At 60.2% G+C, this 25,327-nt stretch carries 20 protein-coding genes; 7 read left to right on the forward strand and 13 right to left on the reverse strand.

Annotated features, from left to right (window positions below; translation table 11 throughout):
• From GSM73_RS28055 to GSM73_RS26115, 4 genes are all read right to left on the reverse strand, one after another.
• Nucleotides 1-1,438 (reverse strand): condensation domain-containing protein (locus GSM73_RS28055; protein WP_306110031.1); only part of this gene is annotated, 1,438 nt, incomplete at its 3' end.
• Between the two features lie 111 nt (nt 1,439-1,549).
• The gene (locus tag GSM73_RS26105) at nt 1,550-2,596 is read right to left on the reverse strand and encodes a TauD/TfdA family dioxygenase (protein WP_076384134.1); all 1,047 of its coding nucleotides are present in this window, start codon (nt 2,594-2,596) and stop codon (nt 1,550-1,552) included.
• A 17-nt stretch (nt 2,597-2,613) separates the two neighbouring features.
• Nucleotides 2,614-6,042, reverse strand: coding sequence for a condensation domain-containing protein (locus GSM73_RS26110; protein ID WP_160894313.1), 3,429 nt, complete (start codon nt 6,040-6,042; stop codon nt 2,614-2,616).
• A 7-nt stretch (nt 6,043-6,049) separates the two neighbouring features.
• Nucleotides 6,050-7,027: a TauD/TfdA family dioxygenase gene (locus tag GSM73_RS26115; RefSeq protein ID WP_160894315.1), complete on the reverse strand. Its 978-nt coding sequence runs from the start codon at nt 7,025-7,027 to the stop codon at nt 6,050-6,052.
• Nucleotides 7,028-7,275: 248 nt separating this feature from the next.
• Here GSM73_RS26115 and GSM73_RS26120 point away from each other — a divergent pair, with 248 nt between their 5' ends.
• On the forward strand, nt 7,276-9,336 hold the full coding sequence (locus GSM73_RS26120) for a TonB-dependent receptor (RefSeq protein WP_160894317.1): 2,061 nt from the start codon (nt 7,276-7,278) through the stop codon (nt 9,334-9,336).
• Between the two features lie 122 nt (nt 9,337-9,458).
• A complete protein-coding gene (locus GSM73_RS26125) occupies nt 9,459-10,880 on the forward strand; it encodes a diaminobutyrate--2-oxoglutarate transaminase (RefSeq protein WP_160894319.1) in 1,422 nt (473 codons plus the stop codon).
• A gap of 115 nt (nt 10,881-10,995) precedes the next feature.
• Here the strand turns inward: GSM73_RS26125 and GSM73_RS26130 are convergent, their stop codons facing one another.
• Both GSM73_RS26130 and GSM73_RS26135 read right to left on the reverse strand, forming a co-directional pair.
• The gene (locus GSM73_RS26130; protein WP_257220704.1) at nt 10,996-11,736 is read right to left on the reverse strand and encodes an NADPH-dependent F420 reductase; all 741 of its coding nucleotides are present in this window, start codon (nt 11,734-11,736) and stop codon (nt 10,996-10,998) included.
• 110 nt (nt 11,737-11,846) lie between these two features.
• Nucleotides 11,847-12,605 carry an SDR family oxidoreductase gene (locus GSM73_RS26135; protein ID WP_107322857.1) on the reverse strand — a complete coding sequence of 253 codons (759 nt, stop codon included), beginning with the start codon at nt 12,603-12,605 and terminating at the stop codon, nt 11,847-11,849.
• Between the two features lie 122 nt (nt 12,606-12,727).
• Here GSM73_RS26135 and GSM73_RS26140 point away from each other — a divergent pair, with 122 nt between their 5' ends.
• Nucleotides 12,728-13,297, forward strand: a complete 570-nt coding sequence (locus tag GSM73_RS26140) for a TetR/AcrR family transcriptional regulator (RefSeq protein WP_047225855.1) — start codon at nt 12,728-12,730, stop codon at nt 13,295-13,297.
• A 70-nt stretch (nt 13,298-13,367) separates the two neighbouring features.
• On the opposite strand, the gene dctA is transcribed toward GSM73_RS26140, so the two are convergent.
• Together dctA and GSM73_RS26150 are read right to left on the reverse strand one after the other, a co-directional pair.
• The gene (dctA, locus tag GSM73_RS26145) at nt 13,368-14,675 is read right to left on the reverse strand and encodes a C4-dicarboxylate transporter DctA (protein WP_076384140.1); all 1,308 of its coding nucleotides are present in this window, start codon (nt 14,673-14,675) and stop codon (nt 13,368-13,370) included.
• 102 nt (nt 14,676-14,777) lie between these two features.
• A complete protein-coding gene (locus tag GSM73_RS26150) occupies nt 14,778-15,947 on the reverse strand; it encodes a mandelate racemase/muconate lactonizing enzyme family protein (protein WP_047225527.1) in 1,170 nt (389 codons plus the stop codon).
• Between the two features lie 99 nt (nt 15,948-16,046).
• Between GSM73_RS26150 and GSM73_RS26155 the strand changes: the two genes are divergently transcribed.
• Nucleotides 16,047-16,922, forward strand: coding sequence for a LysR family transcriptional regulator (locus tag GSM73_RS26155; RefSeq protein ID WP_047225528.1), 876 nt, complete (start codon nt 16,047-16,049; stop codon nt 16,920-16,922).
• 103 nt (nt 16,923-17,025) lie between these two features.
• Here the strand turns inward: GSM73_RS26155 and GSM73_RS26160 are convergent, their stop codons facing one another.
• The 3 genes from GSM73_RS26160 to GSM73_RS26170 form a co-directional block, all read right to left on the reverse strand.
• The gene (locus tag GSM73_RS26160) at nt 17,026-17,952 is read right to left on the reverse strand and encodes a sugar ABC transporter substrate-binding protein (RefSeq protein ID WP_160894321.1); all 927 of its coding nucleotides are present in this window, start codon (nt 17,950-17,952) and stop codon (nt 17,026-17,028) included.
• A 79-nt stretch (nt 17,953-18,031) separates the two neighbouring features.
• The gene (locus GSM73_RS26165) at nt 18,032-18,823 is read right to left on the reverse strand and encodes a TIM barrel protein (RefSeq protein ID WP_160894323.1); all 792 of its coding nucleotides are present in this window, start codon (nt 18,821-18,823) and stop codon (nt 18,032-18,034) included.
• Nucleotides 18,820-19,842: a Gfo/Idh/MocA family oxidoreductase gene (locus GSM73_RS26170; RefSeq protein ID WP_047225856.1), complete on the reverse strand. Its 1,023-nt coding sequence runs from the start codon at nt 19,840-19,842 to the stop codon at nt 18,820-18,822. Before GSM73_RS26170 ends, GSM73_RS26165 begins: the two co-directional genes overlap by 4 nt.
• 194 nt (nt 19,843-20,036) lie before the next feature.
• Here GSM73_RS26170 and GSM73_RS26175 point away from each other — a divergent pair, with 194 nt between their 5' ends.
• Nucleotides 20,037-22,028 (forward strand): sigma-54-dependent Fis family transcriptional regulator, encoded by a 1,992-nt coding sequence (locus GSM73_RS26175; protein WP_160894325.1) that lies wholly within the window; start codon nt 20,037-20,039, stop codon nt 22,026-22,028.
• 117 nt (nt 22,029-22,145) lie between these two features.
• Here the strand turns inward: GSM73_RS26175 and GSM73_RS26180 are convergent, their stop codons facing one another.
• The gene (locus GSM73_RS26180; protein ID WP_047225532.1) at nt 22,146-22,403 is read right to left on the reverse strand and encodes an Atu4866 domain-containing protein; all 258 of its coding nucleotides are present in this window, start codon (nt 22,401-22,403) and stop codon (nt 22,146-22,148) included.
• Nucleotides 22,404-22,729: 326 nt separating this feature from the next.
• The gene (locus GSM73_RS26185) at nt 22,730-23,494 is read right to left on the reverse strand and encodes an SDR family NAD(P)-dependent oxidoreductase (protein ID WP_160894329.1); all 765 of its coding nucleotides are present in this window, start codon (nt 23,492-23,494) and stop codon (nt 22,730-22,732) included.
• Between the two features lie 243 nt (nt 23,495-23,737).
• On the opposite strand from GSM73_RS26185, the gene GSM73_RS26190 reads away from it, so the two are divergent.
• On the forward strand, nt 23,738-24,679 hold the full coding sequence (locus GSM73_RS26190; RefSeq protein ID WP_372241414.1) for a helix-turn-helix domain-containing protein: 942 nt from the start codon (nt 23,738-23,740) through the stop codon (nt 24,677-24,679).
• Between the two features lie 209 nt (nt 24,680-24,888).
• On the forward strand, nt 24,889-25,314 hold the full coding sequence (locus tag GSM73_RS26195; RefSeq protein WP_107322852.1) for a YciI family protein: 426 nt from the start codon (nt 24,889-24,891) through the stop codon (nt 25,312-25,314).
• The last annotated feature ends 13 nt before the right edge of the window (nt 25,315-25,327 follow it).

Here is a 25,327-nt window from a genome sequence, read left to right on the forward strand (position 1 = left end):
CGACAATGGCCGCGTTGCTGCGGGCGAACAGGATGCCGACGGGCACCCCTGGACCGATGCCGGCGGCGACCAGTTGATGGGCCAGTTGCGTGGCGCAGGCGTCGAGGCGGCTGTAGCTCAGGTCGCCGTTCTTGTCGCTGAGGGCGATGGCGTTCGGTTGTTGGCGAACCTGACGGGCAATCAATTCCACCAGCGTCACCGGTTCGATGGAGGGTGCGCTCGCGCCGGCACCGATCAACTGCGATTGCAGCGCGCCACCCAGGGGCAATTGAGCCCAGCCCCGTTGCGGTTCGGCCAGGGCGCCGTGCAGCAGTTGCAGCCATTGTTCGGCGAGGCAGCCGGCAGCGTCGGCGCTGAGGACATGGCGGTCGTAGACCACCTGCGCGTGCAGGCTGTCGGGCAACTGGCGGACGTTCAGGCAAGCCTTCAACGGGTTCATGACCGCACTGGCGTGGCGCTCCCGGGCATCGCCGGAGCGCCAGGCAAAAGCGTATCCGGCGTGGTGGTCGCCGGTGTAATAGTCTTGCCAGCCAATCAGCCGTTCCAGGGTGGCGGCCACTTGCGTGCTTTGCTCCAGCAGAGTCGCCTGGGCATCCAGTTCGATGCTCACGGGCAGGCACTGTTCGAACAGGCCCAGGGTGTTCTCCAGTTCCGCGCCGCGACTTTCATGGATCAGAGTGAGTGGCACCTGTTGCTGGCCGGCCAGTCGTCCCAGGACCGCTGCCCATGCCGCCAGCAGCAGTTCCGGGGTCAGGGCCGGGTGACGGGCGAGGTCGGCCGGCAGCGTCAGCTCCAGTCGGGTCGGCGCAAATCCACCATCGAGGGGCGATTCCAGCGGCAGCTGCAAGGTGGCCTGTTCGGTGTCGACCGCAGGTTTCCAGAAGCTCACGCCCGGATGATCCGGTGCGTCTTCCACCAGGCTCCAGCGCCATTCGGCGTAATCGGCGTACTGCAGGGTTTCGGACAGGTCCGTGGCAGTGTCTTGCAGCAATGCAGCGGCCAGCCATTTCAGGCTGGCGAGGTCGAAGTGGCTGCTGGCCGCCGCGAGGTCCAGCACGCCTTGCTCATCGGACAGGCGCACCAGGGTCACCCACAGCGGGGTTGTCCAGTCACGGGGCTGGGTGGCGAGCTGAGCGAGCGCGGCGTCCTGATCGGCGCGGCTGTGCTGGCGCAGGTCCTGGAGGTTCACCGCCAGTGAGCCGGCTTCGTCAATCACCTGCACCGGGTGGCGCAGGCCTGGCACGGGCATCAGGCGTGTGCGCAGGATTTCGCTGCCGGCCACCAGTGCCTGCAGGCGGTTGTTCAGTGCATCGACGTCCAGCGGTTGTGACAGCGACCATTGCAAATGACAGCTGAACGGGTGCTGCGCTGCGCCGTGGGTGTGGGGGTAAACCGATGCCTGTTGCGGGGAAATACGAAAACCTTGAAGTCCGCTCATGTTCATCTCGACTGGAAAAGGGCTTGAGCCTGGATCACCGCACAGACGTCGGGGCTTGCTGGACTCGTGTCAGGCAAGCCGCCTGCGAACGGCGGGTGGACCCGTTGAATGTCAGACGGCAACGTCGCTCGACAGCAGGGCTTCAGCCATGCCGGTCATGATGGCGCGCTTGCCGGTAAAGGGTTCGCGACCGTGCACGGCGAGCATGTTGTCGATGAACAACACGTCCCCCTGCTGCCAACTGAAGCGCACCAGCGAGTCGAGGTAGGCCGCGCGTAGCGATTCCAGGACCTGCGGCTCGATCGGTTCGCCATCGCCGTAAAAGGTGTTGGTGGGCAGGTCGAGGTCGTTGAAGTTGCTTTGCAGCGAATCGCGGATTCGCTCGGGCAGGGTGCTGATGTGGAAGAACGTGGCGTGGTTGAACCAGACCTCTTCGCCGGTGCGCGGGTGGCGCACCACGGCCGGCCCGCGTTGGCGGGTGCGCAGGCGATTGTTGTCTTTCCATTCCACTTCGATGCCGACGCTGGCGCAGTAGGCTTCCACTTCGCGGCGGTCTTCGGACTGGAACACGCTCTGCCACGGCAGGCCGAAACCGTCGCCGTAGTTGCGAACGTACAGCACGCCTTTTTCCCGGAACCGCGCTTCGATCTGCGGGCTGATCCTGGCCTTTACGGCGCGGGTCGAGCCGATCGGTGTTTCACCGCCGGTCTCGGACGGCAGTTGGCAGTAGAAGAACAACCGCAGCGGGAAGCGCGGCGAGTAGGAGTGTTCGTTGTGGGGGAAAATCATCTGGTCGGCCGGGTAGTCGGTCGAGGTGTAGATGTTGCCGCCGACCCGTGTCCGGGGGGACGCGCGGAACATGTATTCCAGCGCTCCGGGGGAGAGGGCGGCGATCACCTGGTCGAACTGCTCGACAGACGCGACGTTGAAGCCGCGAAACAGCAGGGCGCCGTACTGCAGCAGTTTCTTTTCCAGCGACTCGCGTTCCCGGGCGGCCCAGGCGATCAGGTCAACGCCGCTGACCGCCGGTTCGATCACCAGGGGCAGCGCGTGGTCCGGACTGAGCAGGCGCTCGGTGACCAACTGTTGTTCCGAGACGTTCATGGCTTTGCGACGCACGGCGCCAAGGGCGCGTGGCGATGGGGGCACGATAGACATAACGGCATCCGACTCGGTTAAAGGGACAAGGAGCGACGTTTGGCTTGCATCATCTGGCTGCGACCGGCCAGCGCCTGGGACTGCTGTCGCTCCCGGGTAAAGGCCTGATCCCAGCTGTCGATGCGCTCGGCCAGTGCCGGCAACGGCTCGTCCAGCAGGCTGTGCATCTGCTCCAGCAGGCGCGTCCATAGGTGTTGCAGGCGCAAGGCACGGTCCCGGTCGAAGTATTCGCCGCGATACTTGAGGGTCGCGGCGAGGCCTTCGTCGCCGTGCACCAGGTCGAGCACCAGGTGGAAATCCCCCGGTGCCTGGGCCACGTCCAGCGCGGACAACTGCGCGCCAGCGATGGCGGTCGGGGTCACCCGTGACGGTTGATAGTTGAGCTTGACCTGGAACAGCGGCGAGTGACCGGGGCGGCGCTGCGGCGCGAGTGCCGAGACCACCAGATCGAAAGGCAGGCCTTGATGGGCATAGGCCAGGCGCGACTCATCGCGAACCTGCTCAAGGAAACCGGCCAGGGTCGCTGCGCCGCGCAAGTCACAACGCAGGGTCAACTGGTTGACGAAGAAACCGATGACGTCGTTGTGCTCTGCCAGCGGTCGGCCGCTGACGTCGGTGCCCAACAGGAACTGCGGCTGGCCGCCCAGTTGCTTGAGGGCCAGTTGGTAGCTGGCCAGCAACAACATGAACAACGTCATGCCTTGTTCACGGGCCAGCGCTGCCAAGCGCTCACAGTCGGTCTGCGGCACGTTGAAGTCCAGGCTGTATTCGCCCGGGGCCTGGCCGCTGCCACCCAGTTCCAACGTTTGCGGCATGCCGGCCAGGTGTTCGCGCCAGAAGCCTTGCTCGGTGGCGATTCGCTGTTCGCTCCAGTGCAGGGCTTCCCATTGGGCGAAAGCCAGGTATTGCCCCGGCAGCGCGGCGTCCGCCGAACCCGCCAGTTCTGCCAACAATATTTGCGCCGAGCGTCCGTCGAAGGCGATGTGGTGCAGCGTCAACAGTAGGTCATGCTGTTGGTCATGGCGGCTGAGCAACTGCGCTCGCAGCACTGGGCCGGCTTGCAGATCGACCGGGGTGGCGTGTTCTTGGGCCAGGCGTTCGTCCAACGTCTGCTGTTGCTGCGCTTGGTTCTGCTCACGCACATCATGATGGACCAGCGCCACAGCCGTGGCCGGCAACACCTGTTGTTGCGGACCATCGACGCTGTCGCGGTACACCGTGCGCAACACGCCGTGACGCTCGACCAGCGTGTTCAGGCGCAGGGCCAGCGTCTCGATGTCCAGCGGACCTTGCAGGCGCAGGTGCAGTACCAGGTTGTGGCGGGTGTCGTCCGGGTTCAGTTGGCGCAGGAACCACAAGCGACGCTGGGCGAACGACTGATGCCCCTGACTGGGGTTGGTCTGCTCGGTGGGAGCATCGGCCGTTGGCGTTGGATCATTGAGGAAAGCGTGCAGGGCCAGCGCCCATTGCCCCAGGGTGGTTTCCCCGAACAGGCTTTGGGTATCGAGGTTCCAGCCCAGGTCCCTGTGCAGGCGCGCGGCAAAGTCGGCCACGCCGATGGAATCCAGGCCCTGGCCGATCAGGCTGAGGTCGAAGTCGGCGGAAAAATACGGGTTGACCGCGTGCAGCGTCTGTTCCAGCCATTGGCGGCAGGCGGCTTGGGCCTGTTGCGACGTTTCGGTCGCCAGGCTTTTGAGCTGGGCAAGGTCAAGGGGCTCGTCGTTCGAGGCCAGCGTTCCACCGCTCTGGGCGATGATGCTCAACGTGCCGGCGGCCAGTTGTTTGCGCGCACCTTGGCGGGCGATCTTGCCGCTGGTGGTCATCGGGATGGTGCCGGCTTGCACCAGCACAATCTGGTCGATGCCACAGTCGGCGGCTTCGCGCACAGCGTTTTGCATCGACGCGAACAGCGCCGGATGATGCGCCGGGTCGACGAACTTGCGTTGCGGCTCGGCGACAATCACCAGTTTCTCGCGGCCCAGTGCCGGGTCCATTTGCGCGAAGGCGGCGATGCGTCCGGTACGGATGCCCGGCTCGGCGTCGGTAATGGCGAATTCGATGTCGTGGGGGTAAAGGTTGCGCCCATTGAGAATCAACAGGTCCTTGAGCCGCCCGCAGATCACCACCTGGCCTTCGTGCATGAAGCCCAGGTCGCCGGAGCGCAGGTAATGTTCCGATGAGCCGACTATCCGTGCCTCAAAGGCTTCACGAGTGGCCTCGGGATTCTTCCAGTAGGATTCGGCGTTGCTCGGACCCTTGAGCCAGACTTCGCCGATGTGATCGGCGGCGCAGCGCTCGAAGGTGTGCGGGTCGACGATGGCGATGCTGTGCAAGGCTTGCGGATAACCGCAGGCGACGAACTCCACCGCGGCGGCATCGGCAGCCGCCAGGGCCACGCGACCGCTCTCCAGCACGGCTTTGTCCAGGCGCAGCACCACCGGCAGCGCATCGGCCGGCGTGGCGCTGACGCACAGCGTTGCTTCGGCCTGGCCATAACCGGGGCTGATGGCCAACGGGTTCAGGCCGCAGGCGGCAAAACGCTGGGCGAAGGCTTCCAGGGTGCCGGGATGGATCGGCTCTGCGCCGTTGATGGCGTGTTTCCAGTTGCTCAGGTCCAGCTGTGCGATCAGGTTGTCGCTGACCACGCGGTTGCACAGGGCATAGGCGAAGTTGGGGGCGAAGCTGGCGGTGGCCCGGTAGCGACTCAATGCCTGCAGCCAGGTCGACGGCGCATTGACGAAGGTCTGGGAAGCCATCAGGTAGCACGGCATGCCGCTGTAGAGCGGAGCCAGCATGCCGCCGATCAGGCCCATGTCGTGATACAGCGGTAGCCAGTTGACAATGGCGCCGTGCTCGTCGAAATCGTACGCCTGGCGCATCAGTTCGACGTTGGCGATCAGGTTGCGCTGACGCACCTCGACGCCTTTTGGCGAGCCGGTCGAGCCTGAGGTGTATTGCAGGAAGGCTACGGTCGAACCGTCGATAGCCGGGCGTTGCCACTGGCTGGCCGGTGGTGTGCCCAGGTGCTGGACGGTCAGCACCTCGACGCGGCCCTCCACCAGTTCCTGCAGGCTTTCGCAATGATCCGCCGGTGCCAGAATCAGCGCCGGCTCGGCATCCACTACCACGTTGCGGACGCGGTCGAGGTGGCGCGGTTTGCGCGACGGTGGCGGAAACAACGGCACGGCAATCAGGCCCGCATATAGGCAGGCACAGAAGGCGCGGGCGTAGTCGAGGCTGCTGGGCAGCATCAACAGCACGCGATCACCCGGCGCAGAACGCGCTTGCAGCGCGGCCGCCAGGGACTGGGACTGCTCGTGCAGTTGGGCAAAGGTCAGGGTTTCGCCGATGTTTACACCGTCCGGCAAGAAATGCAGGGCAGCACGCTGAGGGAAGTGCTGGGCGTTGGCTTCCAGCACCTCGATCCAATGTTTGAATGAAAACATGTGCAATTCACGCCATGGCCACGATGACTTTGCGGTCACCGGTGAAAGGATTGCGACCGTGTGCCACCAGTCGGTTGTCGAGCATCAGGATATCGCCCGGTTGCCAGGGGAAGCTGATGGCAGTCTCGCGATAAACCTCGCGCACGGTGTGGAGCATGTCGTCGGCAATGGCCGAGCCGTCGCCGAAATAGACATGGCGCGGCAGGTTCTCTTCACCCACCGCTGCCAGCAGGCTGGCGCGTACGCTCGGTTCGATGGCCGAGACATGGAACAGGTGCGCCTGGTTGAACCAGACCCATTCACCGGTATCGGGATGCTGCTGCACGGCGGCGCAACGCTGGCGGGTGCGCAGGTCGCCATCGGCTTTCCATTCCCACTCGATGTCATTGTCCCGGCAGTAGCGTTCGACCTGGGCACGGTCCTGGGTGTTGAAGACTTTTTCCCAAGGCAGGTCCAGGGCGCCGCTGTAGTTGCGTACATAGAGCAACTCGCGGCTGGCGAACAGCTCGCGGATCTCGGCGGGCATGCGCTGGTAGATCAGGCGGCTGTCGGCAATCGGGGTCTCGCCGCCGGTTTCACTGGCCTTGATGCAGTGAAACCAGATGCGCGAAGGCCAAGGGCGGGTGTAGGCCTGCTCGTTGTGCAAGGGTATGAATTGATGGGCCGGGTATTCCGTGGAGCTATAGACCCCGGCGAAGACCTTGCTGCGTGGCGTGGAGCCGAATTCGTAACTGGCCAGCGGTGTACCGAAGCTGGCGGCGAAGCGCTTGAAATCGATGGGCGTGGCGACCGTGAAACCGCGAAACAACACGCCGCCAACCGTGGTCAGGGCATGAGCCAGGCTGTCGCGAATCGAGGCGTCCAGATCGTGGATCGACTGTCCCGATGCCCCCTGCACCAGCAGGGGTAGCGACTGGGCGCTTGCATCCGTGGGCGCCATGGAAAAAAGCTCGGAACGCCCGTTCAGGTGTTCGATTGAGGTCATCCTTGTACATCCTCTTTTGTCTTCTTCGACCAGTCACAAGACCTTGAAAGCAGGGCAGCGGTCGGTTGTGTAGGACTCGTCTGTAATGTATTCAAATCAATACAAGACGTCATACTAGGTACAAATGAGATGGATTATCAATACTATTTATTTAATTTTTTTTTTGGATTAGACTCCGCTCCGCTGGCGCCACACAGCCTTCGGCCAGCTCAAAAAACCTAAAAATATCTGTCGCAGGGGAGCGGGGCGTGAATTTCAAAAAGAACACAATTGCGTTGGCTGTAGGGTCGGCCATAGGCCTGAGCAACGCTGCATGGGCGGCCGAAGAAGCCGGCACGATGGAGATTGCTCCGATCACCGTGACAGGTGAAAAAATCGACCGCACGCTTGAGCAGACCCAGTCCAGCGTCGTGGTCGTCACCGACAAGAATCTGCGTGAGCACGGCGACAAGGACCTGGTGGATGTGTTTGCTCGCACACCTGGCGTCTATAGCCAGGCCGGCAATGAGAACTGGGGTATCCGTGGTGTTCCGGTGTCCGGTTTTGACGATCAGGGCCCGGCGGCCCTCAATGGTGCGGTATCGGTGTATGTCGACGGCGCCGTGCAGCCCAACCGTGCGCTGACCCTCAGCCCGGTCCCGCTCTGGGATGCCGAGCAGGTCGAAGTGTTCCTTGGCCCGCAATCCACCACCCAGGGCCGTAATTCCCTGGCCGGCGCGGTCGTGATCCGGACCAAGAACCCAACCTTCGAACCGAGCTTTTCGGCGCAAACCAATGTGGGCAATTACGGTGAGCGCGGGGCGGCGGTGGCCGGTGGTGGCTCCATCGTCGACGACAAGATCGCCGGGCGTATCGCCGTGGACTATGGCGAAGGTGACGGCTATATCCGCAACACCGCGCTCAATGACGACGCCAACCCGCGTCGCACCAGCAACACCCGCGGCAAATTGCTGATCCTGCCCAATGACGACACCGATGTCTTGCTGACCTACGCCCATAGCGAACACCGCCAGGGCGACCGTTCGACCATGCGCGTCAACGGCAAGCCGAGCTATTACGATATCTCGTCCAACACCAAGGCCTTCGACAACCTCAAGCAGGACACCCTCAGCGCCAAGGTGGATTATCGTCTGAACGATGCCTGGTCGCTGACGAGCATGACCGCCAATACCAGCACCGACTACAGCAACCGTCTGGACTTTGACCAGACGGCGTTGGCTGACGAGGTCGTGCTGCGTAAGCAAGACGGTAACCTGTTCAGTCAGGAGCTGCGCCTGAATTACGCCTCAGACACAGTGAAGAGTTTTGTGGGTGCGTACTATGGCCACAACACCAACGCTTTCCACGACCGGTTGTTTTTCGATGACGTGCTGGTTCGTACGGTCAAAGGTGATACCAAGATTGAAAACAAGGCGGTGTTCGGTGAAGTCAACTGGACGTTCGCACCGCGCTGGACGTTGATCACCGGTCTGCGTTACGACCATGAGACGAACGATACCGATATCGAAGAGGACGGCCGCTTCGTTCCCGAGAAAATCAAGAAGTCATTTGATGCCGTGCTGCCGAAACTCGGCATCGACTATGAACTGGCAACGGACCAGTACCTCGGTTTCATGGTGCAGAAGGGCTATCGCGGTGGCGGCGTCAACCTGCGCTCCGGTAGTGGTCACCAGGCCTACGACCCGGAATACACCACCAACTACGAGCTGTCTTATCGTGGTTCGTTCTTCGACAAGACCCTGCGCACCCGCGCCAACCTGTACTACACCGACTGGAAAGACCAGCAGGTCAGCGTTCGGCAGAACGGTAGCGCGGTCATTGATATCTACAACGCCGGTCGCAGTGACATCAAGGGCCTGGAAGTCTTCGTCGAAAAAGACATCACCGAGCAACTGACCCTGAACGTCGGCGCGGCCGTGACCGATAGCAAATACAAGGACTTCGTCTCTGACAGCGGTCAGGACAGGAGCGGTGAGTCGTTCCTCTTCTCGCCTAAATACAAGGCCTCTGTGGGGGGTGTCTATCGCTTCGACGACCGTCTGATATTCGGCACGGACGTTGTCTATCAGGGCACCGCGCCTTCGGAGTATGAGTTCGATTCAAACGGCAAAGTCACTGGTGAGCGTAAGAGCGACGCCTATGTGCTGGTGAACTTCAACACCGAGTACAAAGTCACCAAGAACGTCGCTGTGTCCGCTTACGTCAAAAACGCCTTCGACAAGGAATACGTCACCAACAATCGTAACGACGACATCATCGACGTCGGCGCACCGCGCACGGTGGGCATGAGCCTTCGTTACGATATGTAAGCGACGACATGTAAACCCAAAGGCGCGGGGAGGCAATCTCCTCGCGCCTGTCCTGCAACGTATCGGATGTTTGTTTTCAGGCTGTTCGTTCCCTTCCAAACCCAGCCTCCATGGAGGAAATCATGAGTGCTTTTTCGAATGTCACAGCGGGTGGCGCGCAACAGCTGCGCCTGTTGCACACCGGTCTGTCGAGTCCTTACTGCCTCGATCCGACCCCACTGCTGGAACGTCAGCAACAGCAGGAATCCAACGCCCGCAGTTACCCGCGACGCATTCCGCTGGTGCTTGAGAGGGCCCATGGCATTTATGTGCAGGACAGCCGGGGGCAAGTGTTTGTCGATTGCCTGGCCGGTGCCGGCACCCTGGCGCTGGGCCACAACCATCCGGTGATTATCGAAGCCATCACTCAGGTCATGGCAGCCGGTGTGCCGATGCACACCCTGGACCTCATGACCCCCGTGAAGGACGCATTCGTCCAAGAGATTTTCGCTTGCCTGCCTAGCGAGTTCGCTCGCCATGCACGCATCCAGTTCTGCGGCCCGAGTGGGGCCGATGCGGTCGAGGCCGCGCTCAAGCTGACCCGCACCGCCACGGGGCGGCATTCAGTCCTGGCGTTCGAAGGGGCCTATCACGGGATGACCCTGGGTACGCTGGCCATCAGCGGCAACCTGTCACCGAAAAATGCCCTCGGCGCATTGATGCCAGGTGTGCAGCGCCTGCCGTTCCCGCACGACTATCGTTGCCCGTTCGGGGTGGCCGGCGATCAGGCAGTCACGTTGAACGTGCGTTACCTGGAGCACTTGCTCAACGACCCGGAAAGCGGGGTGACCGCACCGGCGGCGCTGATCCTGGAGCCGATTCAAGGGGAGGGTGGGGTCATTGCCGCGCCGGACCGCTGGCTGCAGGAACTGCGCCGATTGACCCAGGCCCACGGCATCCCGCTGATCGTCGACGAGATCCAGTGCGGCATTGCCCGCAGTGGCCGGATGTTTGGCTTCGAGCAATCGGGGATCACGCCGGATGTCATCACCCTCTCCAAAGCCATCGGTGGCGGGTTGCCGCTGTCGGTCATGGTCTACCACGAGTCGCTGGACGTCTGGCAGCCGGGTGCCCACGCCGGCACATTCCGCGGCAATCAGTTGGCGATGGCGGCCGGTACCGCGACCTTGCGTTTCATCCGCGATGAAGGTCTGGTCCAGCACGCTGAAAAGGTCGGCGCTTACCTGCAAAAACAACTGCAGGCGCTGCAAAACGAGTTCGCCTGGATCGGCGATGTGCGGGGTCGCGGCCTGATGCTCGGGATGGAAATCGTCGACCCGCAGGGCACCCTTGATGTACAGGGCCATCCGCCGGTGGACACAGCCCGGGCCAAGGCCTTCCAGCAGGCTTGCCTGAAGCACGGCTTGATCGTCGAGCTTGGTGGGCGCCATGGGGCGACGGTGCGCTTCTTGCCGCCGCTGATCATCACTGAGCAGGAGATCGATTTTGTGGGGCAGATCCTGTTTCAGGCAGCAAGCACGCTCAGCGAAGGCTCCGCGCAATAATCATTTGATCCGCCGATGCGCGCCCGCCGTAACGGATTGTGCTTTGCCGGCGTTGAGATTGAGCGACGGCTACCGCCTAATCTGGCGGTGGCCGCGCGATTCAGCAGTTCGATAGTCAGGCTGTCATTGCACGATTTGTGGCAACAATTTGCTCATGTGTAAACTGACCACCGGGAGCCATGAATCTGGCCAGAAGTGCGTCCCGGTTTTGAGGCGCCCTGATTTTATCAGCCGCACACAAGGCCGATTTTAGCTCCGGCAGGGTTAGTTCGGTGCAGTATGCAGGCGTGCCTGGTTGCTGATGCCATGAACTTTCAAGGCTGCCAGCGGCAAGCGCGGTGAACCCGGTATCCTCGACAAGATCCTGCGCGATTGCCTCGGCATAGGGGTCATCCCCAGCCACGGGTAAGGCGATGCGTGTTGAAGACCCGGCTGGTTGGCCTTTGTCGGCAAGAGTCGCTGCGAGAACGGCGTTCCATGCCTTGACGACCGGGCGACCAATCTGCTCGCTTACCCAGATGCTCTCGGGCTTGCCGTCGTCTACCTCCTTGATCGCCCCGTCTCGTCCCGGATAGTAATTGGACGTGTCAATGACGACGACCTTCTCGGGAACATGACTTAACGTTTGGCGCAGATCGGGGTACTTCGCGAAGGGGATCGAGAGGATAACCGCATCCACATCCGACACAGCGTCTTCCTTGGTCACCGCCCGTACACCGATTTCGTTGGCGAGGTCCTGAATACTCTGAGGGCTCTTCGAGTTGGCCAGTTTCACTTCATGGCCGCATGCAGCGAGCTTACGGGCAAGAGTAGCCCCAATGTTGCCCGCGCCGATAATTCCGATTTTCATGTCAATAACCTCCTCGCATACAAACAATATTCAATTACCGTTGCCTGGGGGTGCGAACGAAGTAAGCGTGTGGCGAAGATCCAGCAATACTTCAGGTGTCATCCGCACGGTTGAGATCATTCTGCCGGTGGTTTGTATCCCGCAAGCATTTCGAGTACCTCAGCATGTGAACCGCTCGCTTCAGCAAACCGTAGTGGCTTGGCGCGCTCGACGACCAGTTCTTGTGGGGTCGGAGCGATCTCGAGCAGTGCGAAGATTTCATTCAGGAACTCGTCCAAGGGCATGGCGTGTTCGTCATTTTCCTGTCCAAGCAAAGTGGTACGCACTCCCGGTGGCGCAAGCTCGATGACCTCGACTGATGAGTTCTCCAGCTGCACTCGAAGACTTTGAGTGAATGAATGAACTGCCGCTTTGGTTGCGCTGTAGGTCGGTGTCGCAGGCAGCGGGACGAATGCCAAAGCCGAGCTGACATTGATGATCGTTGCACTGGGCTGCTTGATCAGTTGGGGAGTCAAGGCGTACACCATGCGAATCGTGCCAAGCAAGTTCGTTGTCACGATATCTTCGGCTGTGCTCAGGTATTGGGAATCAGTCAGATCCTCCCAGTGCATGATGCCCGCGTTGTTTATGAGCACGTTCAGGTTTGGGTGACTGATCGCAAGCGCTTCGCTGGTGCGCTGGATGGATTGTGGATCGCAGACGTCCAGCACTACCGATTCAATGCCTGGATGTTCCGACACGATCTTGTCGAGCAGAGCCTTGCGCCGTCCCGCGATGATTACGTTGTTTCCCGCCTGGTGAAGCCTTAGCGCCAGACCAAGGCCTATGCCTGAGGTGCTGCCGGTAACCAGAATCGTGTTGCCCGTGCTGTTCATAGTAAACTCCAGTAAGAGAACAAAAGCGGACAACTGTCCACTTGTGTTGAAAATTACCGGACAACTGTCCGCTTTGCAATGCAGCGAAGGAAATAACTTTGCCCAGGAATGACGAAGTGGCGATGCGTTCTGACGCCAAGAAAAATCGAGAACGAATTCTGAAGGTCGCTGTGGCAGAGCTGACGCTCGATCCTGCGGTCCCGCTGAGTGCGATTGCGAAGAAGGCTGGAGTGGGACAGGGCACGTTCTATCGCCATTTCGCCAACAGAGAGGCGCTGGTATTCGAGGTCTACCAATTCGAAATGCAGCAAGTGGCCTCGTTGGCCGAACAGCTGCTCGCCACAAAACCCCCTAAGGAGGCCCTCCGAGAGTGGATGGACTGCCTCGTTGAATATGCAATGACCAAGGCGGGACTTGCGACCGCGATACGGCAAGCAGCCTCTACTTACGAATTTCCTGGGAAGTCGGGATACGCGCCGGTCCAGGCAGCCGCCGAGTTGCTTTTGAGGGCTAATGAAAAGGCCGGAACGATTCGTAGCGGGGTTACCCACGACGACTTTTTTCTAGCCACTGCTGGAATATGGCAAATAGATTCCCAGAGCGAATGGCGCCCACGTCTCGCCAGATTGATGGACTTGGTGATGGATGGTCTATGCGCAGGTAGCCCTGAAAGCCTGAAGAATAACGTGTAGCTTTCGTCCAAACGCAAACCACTACCGGTCATGCCGTGGTTTAAACGGAATGACCGGAGCGCCTTACGGATTATTTTTGCGCCAGCAATGCCTTTCTTGTCGCCTTTTGGTGTTTCATTGCGGCGATCTCACGCTCGCAGGCCTCGACATCGAACGAGTTGTCCCACTTGGCAATGGCGATGGTGCCGATACCGTTACCGATCAGGTTGGTCACGGCTCGCGCTTCGTTGAGGAACCGGTCAATGCCCAGGAGCAAAACGAGGCCGACCAGAGGAATGGAGTGAATGGTTGTGAGCGTTGCAGCCAGTGTCACAAACCCCGCACCCGCCACCCCAGCCGAGCCTTTTGAAGTCAGCAGGAACACGCCTAGCAGAATCATCTGATCCACAAAGGTCAGTGGCGTATTGGTCGCCTGTGCGATGAAGATGGCGGCCATGGTGAGATAGATACAGGTGCCGTCCGCATTGAAGGTGTACCCCGTAGGCAACACCATGCCCACTACCGATTTTTTGCAGCCAAGCTTTTCAAGTTTCACCATCATTCGTGGCAGCACGGCTTCGGTTGAGCAGGTGCCAAGGGTGATGAGGATTTCATCTTTGAAATAACGAAGAAATTGCAGAAGCGGCATGCCCGACCATCGAGCAACCGTACCCAGCACGACCACGATGAAAAACAAGGTCGTGATGTAGAGCGCGACCAGCAACTGGCCGAGTGACAGCAAGGTGCCAATCCCGTATTTGCCGATCGTGAAAGCCATGCCGGCACCCGCGCCAATCGGCGCCAAGCGCATGACCATTGCAACGATCTTGAACAGGCCTTGCAGGAACAGGTCAAGGGTGTTGATCAGTGGCTTGCTGGTTTCACCCATTTGAACCAGGGCGACACCCATCAATACCGAAAGCAGGATGACCTGAAGCATGACGCCATTGGAGAATGCGCCGATGAAGGTTTGCGGGATGATATTGAGAAAGAAATCAATGGTGCCGCCTTGCTCACTGGCAGCTTGGCTGTATTTGCTAATGGCACCTCCATCAAGCGCGCTGGCGTTGATGTTCATACCGACGCCAGGCTTCACGATGTTGACCACAATGAGGCCGACGACCAGGGCGATGGTTGAAAGAATCTCGAAGTAGATCAGCGCTTTCACGCCAATCCGGCCGACTTCTTTGATATTGCCCATCTTTGCGATACCCACAACGACCGTACCGAAAATAATGGGCGCCAACAGCATTTTGATCAGTTTGATGAAGCCATCGGCAAAGGGTTGCAGCTTGGCTCCGATATCAGGCACGAAGTAACCGATTGCTGCACCGATCACGATGCCGATCAGCACTTGCACATACAGCTGGCCATACCAGCGGGACTTGGAGATTTCCACGGAAGCACCTCATTTTATTGTTGTGATGGGCATGTGGCTCGGCGTCAGTGGGTGACGCCGGGGGCTGCGGCCTCTTTCAAAGAGACCGCAGATCGAGGTTGATCAGCCTTCGCCCAACTCACGCATCACTGCGTACAAAGCGGACTTGGCCTCGAAGCCAACACCTGGAATATCCGGCAGACCGACATAGCCGTTTTCCACGCGGATGCCGTCAGCGAAGCCGCCGAACGGCTGGAACACATCCGGGTAAGATTCGTTGCCGCCCAGGTGCAGACCCGCTGCGATGTTCAGGGACATCTGGTGACCGCCATGGGGCACTACGCGGCGGGAAGACCAACCCATTTCTTCCATCACCTTCAGGGTGCGCATGTACTCCACGAGCCCGTAGGACAGAGCACAGTCGAACTGGAGGTAGTCGCGATCGGGGCGCATGCCACCGTGGCGCAGCAGGTTACGGGCATCCTGGTGAGAGAACAGGTTTTCACCGGTAGCCATGGGCAGTTCATAGTGATTGGCAAGCTCGGCCTGGAGTGCGTAGTCCAGCGGATCGCCAACCTCTTCGTACCAGAAGAGGTTGTACTTCTTGATGGCTTCAGCGTACGCAATACCGGTCTGAAGATCGAAACGACCATTGGCGTCGACCGCCAACCGACGGCCGTCGCCAACCACTTCAAGTACCGCTTCGATGCGACGGATATCTTCGTCCAGCGGTACCGCACCAATCTTCATCTTGACGACGTCGTAGCCACGATCCAGATAGCTCTGCATTTCTGCCTTGAGCTTGGTCTGGTCTTTGCCAGGGTAGTAGTAGCCGCCCGCTGCATAGACCCAGACCTTGTCATCGGCCACGCCGTTACGGTAACGGTCGGCCAGCAGGCGATACAGCGGTTTGCCTTCAATCTTGGCGACGGCATCCCATACCGCCATGTCGATGGTGCCAACGGCGACAGAGCGCTCGCCATGGCCGCCTGGCTTTTCGTTGGTCATCAAGGTCTTCCAGATGGCGAACGGATCCAGGTTGTTGTTTTCATGGTCGACGAGCGTGTCTGGATCCGCTTGCGTGATACGCGCCAGGAAACGATCACGCATCAGTGCGCCCTGGCCATAGCGACCATTGGAGTTGAACCCGTAGCCAATGACAGGCTTCCCATCACGAATTACATCAGTGATGACCGCGACAACCGAGCAGGTCATTTTCGAAAAATCGATGTAGGCGTTAGCGATTGGGGAGGCAATGGAAACAGTTTTTTCACGAATGTCTACGATGCGCATGACGGGGTCCTCTTGTTGTTTGTAGGCCCACGTTAGGCTTTGCGATGGCACCCGCCCAATGCTATTAATGCCGCACCCTATGCACAGGAGGCATGGCCCTTGGAACTCGTCTGGCTTGAAGATTTTTCAGCGCTTGCGGAGTACGGCAGCTTTGTTCGGGCGGCTGAAGCGCGGCACGTTACCCAGCCGGCATTCAGCCGCAGAGTGCGCTCGTTAGAGAGTTGGATGGGGGTGCAGTTGTTCGTTCGAACGCCTCAAGGAGCGACGCTTACTGAAGCCGGCAGGCAAATTTTGCCAAGTGCCCAAGAGGCTGCCAGGCGCTTGTACAGAATGCGCAACGAGGCTCAAGAGGTTGCTGGAATGGCCGCCAAGTCGCTTCAATTCGCGGCAACTCACTCCCTGTCGTTTACATTTTTTCCCAAGTGGCTGCGAAGCTCAGAGAACGGTGCCCCCATTGAGGCTGTGCAACTGCACTCAGACAGCATGGCTGCCTGTGAGCAAATGCTGATACATGGCCAGGTTCAGTTTCTGCTCTGCCACCGCCATCCCGATGTTCCACCGCTACTGGCCCCTGATCAGTTCATCGGCAAGAAGGTGGGTGAAGATGTTCTCGTTCCTCTTGCGAGTGCCTGCGCTAACTTCGGCACCTCGCCTGCGGCATTGCCGTACCTCGCTTACACCCATGAATCCGGTTTGGGGCGTATCGTCGCGCACAGACTGCGTGGCAAAGAAGATTACCTTCACCTCAAACCACTTTTTAGCAGCCACCTTGCAGCGGTGCTAATGTCCATGGCCCTGGAAAGCAAAGGCGTGGCCTGGTTGCCCAGGAGCCTCACCGAGCAAGAAATACTGGATGGGCGCCTGGTCAGAGCGCTCGACGAAAGCTGGGATATACCGCTGGAAATTCATCTGACCCGTCCAGTAGCGCCACTCAGTCCATCTGCCGAAGAATTCTGGGCCAGGGTGGGGCAGTGACTCGGCGGGTTTTATATGACGCGCTGTGTTGCTCAATAGGGTTTGGGGTTGTGAATCGCCGCTGATCCCTTGCCGGGATCGCGGCGAAGTGTTGAGCTTTTCGCTACTTGTAATGTTGTTCAAACACCGCCAATTGCTCAGGCTTGATCAACTGAAAGGGTACCCAGACGTCCGTTTCCACCGGCTCTCCCTTGATCATCTTGAGTGCTGCTTGCACCGCGCTGGTCGCTTGGGCCTTGGGGTCCTGGAATACCGAGGCGACCAGCATCCCGCGCTTGATTGCCGCCAGGCCGTCAGGCAAGCCGTCGATGCCGACAATCGCGATCTCGCCCTTGGCTTTGCCGGCCTGTTGCAGTGCCATGGCCGCACCGATGGCCATCTCGTCATTGTTGGCGACGATGGCATCGAAACGGCTACCCGCCAGCAACCAGTTGCTGGTCAGGTCCATCCCTTTGCTGCGCTGCCACTCGGCACTTTGCTGCTCGACAACCTTGATCCCGGGATAATCCTTGAGCACCTGTTTGACGCCTTCGGTGCGGTCGTGGGTAGCGTTTTGCGCCAGGTCGCCCATGATGATCGCGAGGCTGCCCTTGCCGCCGAGCTTTTCGGCCAGATAGCGCATTTGCAACTGTCCGGCCTCAATGTCATTGGACGCCACGGTGACGACGCCTTTGGGCAAGGTACGCTCGTCGGGGTGACGGTTGACGTAGACCAATGGTGTCTTCGCTTCGACCGCGGCGCGGGTGATGTTGGCCGTGGCGGAGGTGTCCACCGGCAGGACAATGACCGCATCCACTTTCTGATTGATAAAACCCTGGACCTGGTTGAGTTGGCGCACCACATCGCCTTGGGCGTCCTCGAATTGAATCTGCACGTTTTCCTTTTTCGCGGCCTCGTCCAGGCCGTTACGCACGTAGGTCATGAAGTTGTCGTCGACCCTGGCGATGCTGACGCCGATGCGATAGTCGGCGACGGCCCATTGGCTCAAGAGCAATAGCAGGGTGGCGAAAAGCAGTGTGCAACGACGCATGATGGTTTTCCTTTTGTTGTTATGAGTTGAACGTCACCAAGAAATTTGCCGCGGGCTTTAAATGAATCCAGTGCCGGCCTCATCCATCAAGCGTGAAGGCCTGTCTGAAACGCTCAAGCGCGACTTCGCTGTCACCGCTGGCCCAGCCTTCGAGGCCGACGACACCGCTGTATCCCATGCCGAACAACGCCCTGGCAATGGCGCGATAGTGGATTTCGCCGGTGCCGGGCTCCATGCGGCCAGGAACGTCGGCGACCTGGATTTCGCCGATGGCGTTGCCGGCGCGCTGGATCAGTTCGATCAGGTTTCCTTCACCGATCTGTGCGTGATAGAGGTCCAGGTTCATCTTCAGGTGCGGGCTGCCCACGGCCTCGATCAGTGCCAGGGTATCGTCAGCGCGGGCGAAAGGCGTGCCCGGGTGGTCGACTTCAGTGTTGAGGTTTTCCAGCAGGAATACCCGGCCCGCGTCTTCGCCCAGGCGGGCTATTTTTTCCAGTGTCTTGCAGGCGCTCAACCACATGCGGCCGGTGGTCTGGGCAACGGGTTTGACTGGCAATCCTTGATCACCCAGGCCGGTGCCGTGCAGGTTCAGGCTCGGGCAACCCAATTGGGCTGCGACGGCTAGAGATTCCTGGGCGCTGTCGAGCAATTGCTGGATACCCTCGGGATCGGTCAGGTTGCCCGAGATGTAGCCGGTCATGGAGGTGAAATCCGCGCCAGTCGCGACGAGAGCCTGGAGGTCTTTGGTCGTCCAGTTCCATATCTCGACGCTGAAGCCCAGCGCATGGATGCGTTTGACCCGCTCGGTAAAGGGCAGGTCGAGAAAGACCATCTCGGCGCTGATCGCCAGTTTGAACGGTATGAAACTCATGAATGAGCTCCTTGTACGCGCACCGGTTTGCCCAGTTGGAAGGACTCGATACAAGCGCGAGCAATGGCCAGTGCCGCCCGGGCGTCTTCACCGCTGGCCAGAGGTTTTTCGCCACTGCGTACGCAACTGACAAAGTGGTTGAGCTCAGCCACATAGGCATCACGCAGCAAGTCAGTGTCCATGCGCTGGGTGTCGGCCTGAACCCCATTGGCCAGGTAGCGCAGCAGGTCGGAGTCGTTGACGTTGCCCATGGTCAGCATGCCAGCGCTGCCGAACACTTCGCCCCGGACGTCGTAGCCATAGACCGCCTGGAAATTCGCCTCGGCCGTGGCGATGGCGCCATTGTCGAAACGGATCGTGACCACCGCGGTGTCGAGAAATCCTTTGTCTTTGTAGGCCGGTGCGATCAGGGCATCGGCCATCACAAAAACTTCAACCGCCTCGGCGCCCGGATTCAGGTAGCGCAGGGTATCGAAGTCATGGATCAAAGTTTCGAGGAAGATCACCCATTGCGGTGACGCGGCGGGGTTGTTCAGCGCCGGGTCGCGGGTCAGCGAGCGCAGCAGTTGTGGCGTACCGATCCGGCCGGCAACCACGTCCAGATGAGCGGTGCGGAAACTTCTGGCAAAGCGCCGGTTGAAGCCGACCTGGAGTGTCACCCGTGCATCGGCAGCGGCAGCGATGGCGCGATCGGCTTCGTCCAGGGTGATCGCCATCGGTTTTTCACAGAACACACTTTTGCCGGCCCGGGCCGCACTGATCACCAGTTCGGCATGGCTGCGCGCCGGGGCGGCAATCAACACGGCGTCGATGTCCGGGTCATCAAGCAGTTGCTGTGGATCGGCATAGACCTTCTGCACGTCCAGTTCTGCCGCCAGGCGCGCGGCTTGGCCGGGAGTAGGGTCGGCGATGGCAGCGAGGCACGCGCCGGGGATGTGACGGGCGGCGGTGAGGCCGTGAAAACTGCCCATGCGGCCGGCGCCGATAAGGCCAAGGCGGATGATCCTGGATGTACTCATGAACATGACTCCCTTTATTGTTTTTACGACTCGGCGCTAAGAATGTCCTCGTCTGGATAAGCAGGGAGCAAGCGCTGTGCCAATAATCAACTCATTGATATTAAACAGATTTTATTCATTGTCGTTTGTATTCATGTTTATTTTGATTACATGTCTATACTGACATGTCGAAAATATGAACATATGGCCGAATAATGAATCAGCAACCTGCCGCCTTGAGCGCCGAAGACCGCGATTACCTCACCGCGCTTGGCCCAGCGTCGTTGAACGAAGGGCCCGGCACTGCGCTGGATGAGGCCTGGCGAGCGTGCTTGCAGGGGGTAATCGATCGCCCTGCCGGAATCAGGCGGATGATTTGGGAGTCCTGGTTGCGCAGCGTCCATGCCGGCCTTGATCCAGAAGACGGTGAGTACCGTTTTGTCGCGCCCGACGACCTCGCCGCGACACTGGCAGCCAACCGGGTGCTGATCGCCGCGGCGGCGCAGGTCATGCGCGGTTTGCTCGCCTACAACCCCAAGGGCCATATCAATCTGACCGATACCCAAGGCACGACTTTGTACTTTTGTGGCCTGGACCTCACCCCCATAGGCAGTCGCCTGCTGGAGTCGGTACAGGGCACCAATTGCACCGGGCTGGCGATCGTCGAAGACCGTTTGGTCTATGTGCTAGCCGAGGAGAACTTTGGGCTTGGCCTGCGCCAGCGCCGCATGCATTGCGCCGCCGCGCCTATCCGGGATGCCCAGGGCCGAACCTTGGGTATGTTGACCTTGACGGCGGAGCCAGGCTGGTTTCATTTCCATACGCTGGGCACCGTCCAGGCCGCAGCCGAGGCGGTCTCGAGGCAGATGGCGCTGCAGGCCTTGCTGGAAGAGCAACAAACCGTGCTTGAAGTGCTCAACGAGGGCTTGGTGGTATTGGATGAGCAGGGCTGCATCAAGGCGCTCAACCATTACGCCCGGCAGTTGTTCCGCGTGGGTCATGACCTGCTCGGCAGTCCGTTCAAGAGCCTGGGACAAAGTGAGCTGACCGATGCCGTCCTGCTTGCCAGCGGGGAGGGCGTACGGGACCTGGATTGCACCTTTGAACTGCACGACCACAGCCATCTGGCCTGCCTGGTGTCGGTCTGCCCGCTGGAACAAGGCGGGCGGATTGTTTCGTTGCGCGAAAACCGACGCATTCGGGAAATCACCCGGCGGATCATGGGCACCCAGGCCAGCTACACCTTCGAAACCATCCTCGGCCATTCACGGGCGATTCAGGATGCAGTGCACCTGGCACGGATTGCCAGTCGCAGTGATTCGACCACGCTGATCCTCGGCGAGAGCGGCACAGGCAAGGAGCTGTTCGCCCAGGCGATCCATAATGCCAGCGACCGTTGTGGCGGTCCTTTCGTGGCGGTCAATTGCGGCGCCATTCCCCGTGACCTGGTGCAGAGCGAACTGTTCGGTCATGTCGAAGGCGCTTTCACCGGATCGGCTCGCGGTGGCTCGGCAGGCAAGTTCGAATTGGCCGATGGCGGGACGATCTTCCTCGACGAAATCGGTGACATGTCCTTTGATGCGCAGGTCAGCTTGCTGCGCGTCCTGCAGGAAGGCGAGGTGACACGGGTGGGGGCAAAAAAATCGCTGCGGGTCAACGTTCGCATCATTGCCGCCACTCACCGCAACCTGAGTCAGGCGGTGGCCGAGGGCGCCTTTCGTGAGGACCTTTACTACCGGCTCAACGTCCTGAACCTGACCGTGCCGCCACTGCGAATGCGCCGCGAAGACGTGCCGTTGCTGGCGCGGCATTTTCTCGCGCGTTGTGCCCGGTCGCTCCGCAAATCGACGCAGGACCTTTCTCCCGTGGCACTGGATATGCTTGGCGCCTACGATTGGCCGGGCAATGTTCGCGAGCTGGAAAACGTCATTGAGCGGGCGACCAACCTGGCGATGAGCGAACTGATCCAGCCGAGCGATCTTGCGCTGGAGATAAGGCAGCGAGGGCGACTATCGACGTGGGCGAGCGTCCCTGAACCTCGGACGGCGCCGGACCTTGGCACCCATGAAATGAATGCAATCATTGCCGCCCTCACAGACACGCGCGGAAACATCCGCCTGGCGGCTCAACGGCTGAATGTGTCGCGTGGTGGGTTGTACAACAAGATGAGTCGGTATGGGCTCAAGGTTGATGCGTTCCGTTCTTAGCCGGTGGCGCAACGCTGGCGATGAAACGGACGACCAGTCTCCGCTCAAGGTGGTTTTATGCATCCTTCATGCTGGCGAGACGAGAAACGCCCGGTCAAAAGGAGCCGAGCGTCTCTGTCACTTGCGATAGAGGACCATCCCGGCGTGGTAGAGGACGCCGTCCCGAAACGTTCCATCTGCAGTGAAGCCCGTGTCGTCCCAGTAGCGGATGTAATCGCCTTCCACCTCGTAACGCCCCTGATAAGCGCTTTCGCGATTTCCGCGAGCCTCGTCGTAGCGCCCATTTGGCAACAGCTCATGGCGAATATTCCCATCAGCGGTGATCCACATGCCGGTGTAGGGGTGACTGGCGGTAGTAGGTTGAATACGTTGCATGTTCCATTCTCCTTCTGCGGTTAGATCAGCCGAGACGACAACGGCGCTCAAAGTGGTACCGATCAACAATCGGCTGATGCTTTTCATGTTCTGCCCTCACATTTGAACAGCGAGTTCGGATGGCCCTGTCCGGGCCGTCCGGTGTCATCCGTTTCGTGAGTCCAGAGTAGGGAGTGGATCCGCTTGGCCGTTATGTCAAAAATGTCGCGGGTTTGCTTGATCCTGTATGGCGTAACCGACACCGAACCGGCTTATCGATCCAGACCAAAGTCAACAGACGCCGGCCGAGGGCATCCTTGCCCGGGGTGTGCAGCGACAACGCCGCATTAGCCCGCGGTGACGGTCATGCCGCCATCGGCCATAACCACCGAGCCGACCATGAAACTCGCGCGGTCCGAGGCGAGGAAGGCGACGATTTCGGCAATTTCCTCCGGCTGCGCAGCGCGGCCGATGGGTGCCGCTTCGCCGTGCTTGGCCAGAAAGCCCGGGCCGTCGTCGACCACGTCATTAAGGATGTTGGTCACCACATCGCCGACGCCGATGGCATTGACGCGGATGCCATGCTCGATCACTTCGAGCGCCAGCGTGCGGGTCAACTGGGCCAGCGCGCCCTTGGACGCGGTGTAGGCCGCGATCGTCGCAAAGGCGAAGTAGGATGCGTAAGAGGCGATGTTGACGATTGCCCCGGATCTGTTGGGAATCATCGCTTTCACCGCCTCGCGGCAATGCATGAAGGCCGCGGTGGCGTTGACTGCCTGAATGCGCTCCCAGTCTTCACGGGTCATGTCGATGACAAGCTTGTTGATGATGATCCCGGCGTTGTTGACCAGGATATCCAGCCGGCCGAACTGCTCGACGGCCAGGCCGACCGCGCGCTCGGCGGCTCCGTCTTCGCAGATGTCCGCCACCAGCGGCACCAGCCCGGGACGGGCGAGCTCTTCGACGGCGGGGTTCAGGTCTTCAGCAACGACCTTGGCGCCACGAGCGTGCAGCAACAGTGCGATGGCTTTGCCGATGCCACTGGCCGCGCCGGTGACCAGCGCGACTTTGCCTGCGACTTCGTGGGGGATGCTGTAGGTGATATCAGTCATGATGCTCTCCTGCGTTGCGAGCCGAGGAGACATTCGCCGGCTCCGCGCCCGTGAGGCGCTGTCGTTATCGACGGCTTCACTGTCTCTCAATGTGCATGTTCGGGCTTTCGCAGGCTTGCCTGGACTGTTGGGGTTTTGCTCCAGCATGCGAGGCTCCGGCGCACACGGTCTGTCGCGCAACCTTGCTCATGGCCGCCGCCGCGTTATCCTGTTGGCACCAGCCCTCGTCAGAGGGCTTTGTCGATGGAGCATCCTGTGCACCAACCCGATCCGCAAAACCTCGCCAGCGATGCTCAACGCATTACGGGCGAATCGATGCTGCACTATTTGCCGGGAACGCCGCAGACGTTACCGCCGCGCCCGCAGATGCAGGACGTGGTGATGTTGCGGTTCAGCCATCACAGCATCGTCGAGCCCATCCTGGTGCCTGCGGTGGTCGAGCCTCTGCTGGTGTGGGTGCTGGCGGGCGCGGCTCGGGTCGAGGAGCGCGTTCTGGGTGGGGAATGGGTAGCGTCCGACGTCAAGACCGGCGACTTCTTTCTCACCAACACTGGCGAACCCTACGAGATGCGCTGGCAGACCCAAGGCTGCGACGCTTTTGAGGTGATGCACCTGTATCTCGGCCTGCCATTGATTGATCAAGCCGCGCGCGAGGTACTGGGCGAACACGCCGACCCGGTCAGCTTCCTCGATGTTTCCGGTGACCGGGATGAACGAATCAGTTTCCTGTTGGAGCAACTGCGCCAGGAACTCATCGACGAGCGTCAGCCCAGCCCCTTGTTTGCCCACAGCCTGGCTCAGGCGCTGGCCGTGCATTTGGTGCGGCGCTACCTTGACCCAAACCGCAGTGCCCGGCGCAACAACGCGTTGCAGGCCTACAAACTGCGCCGCGTTATCGAGGCAATGACCGAGGGGCTTGGCGCCGATTTCAGCCTCGCGAACCTTGCTCGGGTTGCGCAACTGAGCGAGTACCACTTCAGCCGCATGTTCAAACGCGCCACCGGGCTTTCACCCTCGCAGTACTTCATTCGCTTGCGCATGAGCCGCGCCCGGCATCTGCTGCTGGAGACGGACCGAAGCATCATCGATGTCGGGTTGGAGGTCGGCTATTCGAGCCCCAGCCATTTTTCCCAGGTGTTTCGCCGCGAAGTGGGGGTCACGCCCAGCATCTATCGTCGGGCATGACGGCTGTTTAAGCGTTTCTGCGGTTTGCAGTGTTCATTCGGATGGTGTGAAAGGCTGCGCCGTTGCTCCGAGTGATCCATGGCTGAAGCCGCAACGGTCTGCCAAAAAAATAATTGCGTCAGGCTGTCGATTTCGACCCTTGCCATTCGATTAGTCCGCAGAGCCACCACAAGGGCGGCTTAATCCATCCACTCTCAGGAGATAAGCGCATGCGATTTATGGTGATCGTCAAAGCCAGTCCGGAATCGGAAGCCGGACAGATGCCCAGCGAAGAATTGCTCGCCGCCATGGGCGCCTACAATGAAGAATTGCTCAAGGCCGGGGTGATGCTCGCCGGGGAGGGGCTACATCCCAGTGCCAAGGGTGTGCGCGTGCAGTTTTCCGGCAAGAACCGGACCGTCGTCGAGGGGCCTTTTGCGCAAACCAGGGAATTGATTGCCGGCTTCTGGATCTTCCAGGTCCAGTCGCTGCAGGAAGCCATCGACTGGGTCAAACGCTGCCCGAACCCGATGATCAGTGACAGTGAAATCGAGATCCGCCAGATCTTCGAAGCCGAGGATTTTGGCGAGAGCTTTACCCCCGAGTTGCGCGAGCAGGAAGAGCGTCTGCGGGCGCAGTTGTCCAATCAATCGTGAGCCGACTACAGGA

It is taken from the genome of Pseudomonas sp. PICF6 (assembly GCF_009831705.1).
Lineage (GTDB): Bacteria > Pseudomonadota > Gammaproteobacteria > Pseudomonadales > Pseudomonadaceae > Aquipseudomonas > Aquipseudomonas rhizophila.

What these genes read in the sequence shown, in the direction of transcription:
- GSM73_RS26105 (WP_076384134.1), bottom strand. Translation starts at nt 2,596, where the DNA reads ATGTCTATCGTGCCCCCATCGCCACGCGCCCTTGGCGCCGTGCGTCGC.
- GSM73_RS26150 (WP_047225527.1), bottom strand. Translation starts at nt 15,947, where the DNA reads ATGCGCATCGTAGACATTCGTGAAAAAACTGTTTCCATTGCCTCCCCA.
- GSM73_RS26135 (WP_107322857.1), bottom strand. Translation starts at nt 12,605, where the DNA reads ATGAACAGCACGGGCAACACGATTCTGGTTACCGGCAGCACCTCAGGC.
- GSM73_RS26110 (WP_160894313.1), bottom strand. Translation starts at nt 6,042, where the DNA reads ATGTTTTCATTCAAACATTGGATCGAGGTGCTGGAAGCCAACGCCCAG.
- GSM73_RS26125 (WP_160894319.1), top strand. Translation starts at nt 9,459, where the DNA reads ATGAGTGCTTTTTCGAATGTCACAGCGGGTGGCGCGCAACAGCTGCGC.
- GSM73_RS26140 (WP_047225855.1), top strand. Translation starts at nt 12,728, where the DNA reads ATGCGTTCTGACGCCAAGAAAAATCGAGAACGAATTCTGAAGGTCGCT.
- GSM73_RS26160 (WP_160894321.1), bottom strand. Translation starts at nt 17,952, where the DNA reads ATGCGTCGTTGCACACTGCTTTTCGCCACCCTGCTATTGCTCTTGAGC.
- GSM73_RS26165 (WP_160894323.1), bottom strand. Translation starts at nt 18,823, where the DNA reads ATGAGTTTCATACCGTTCAAACTGGCGATCAGCGCCGAGATGGTCTTT.
- GSM73_RS26180 (WP_047225532.1), bottom strand. Translation starts at nt 22,403, where the DNA reads ATGCAACGTATTCAACCTACTACCGCCAGTCACCCCTACACCGGCATG.
- GSM73_RS26195 (WP_107322852.1), top strand. Translation starts at nt 24,889, where the DNA reads ATGCGATTTATGGTGATCGTCAAAGCCAGTCCGGAATCGGAAGCCGGA.
- GSM73_RS26170 (WP_047225856.1), bottom strand. Translation starts at nt 19,842, where the DNA reads ATGAGTACATCCAGGATCATCCGCCTTGGCCTTATCGGCGCCGGCCGC.
- GSM73_RS26115 (WP_160894315.1), bottom strand. Translation starts at nt 7,027, where the DNA reads ATGACCTCAATCGAACACCTGAACGGGCGTTCCGAGCTTTTTTCCATG.
- GSM73_RS26185 (WP_160894329.1), bottom strand. Translation starts at nt 23,494, where the DNA reads ATGACTGATATCACCTACAGCATCCCCCACGAAGTCGCAGGCAAAGTC.
- GSM73_RS26175 (WP_160894325.1), top strand. Translation starts at nt 20,037, where the DNA reads ATGAATCAGCAACCTGCCGCCTTGAGCGCCGAAGACCGCGATTACCTC.
- GSM73_RS26190 (WP_372241414.1), top strand. Translation starts at nt 23,738, where the DNA reads ATGGAGCATCCTGTGCACCAACCCGATCCGCAAAACCTCGCCAGCGAT.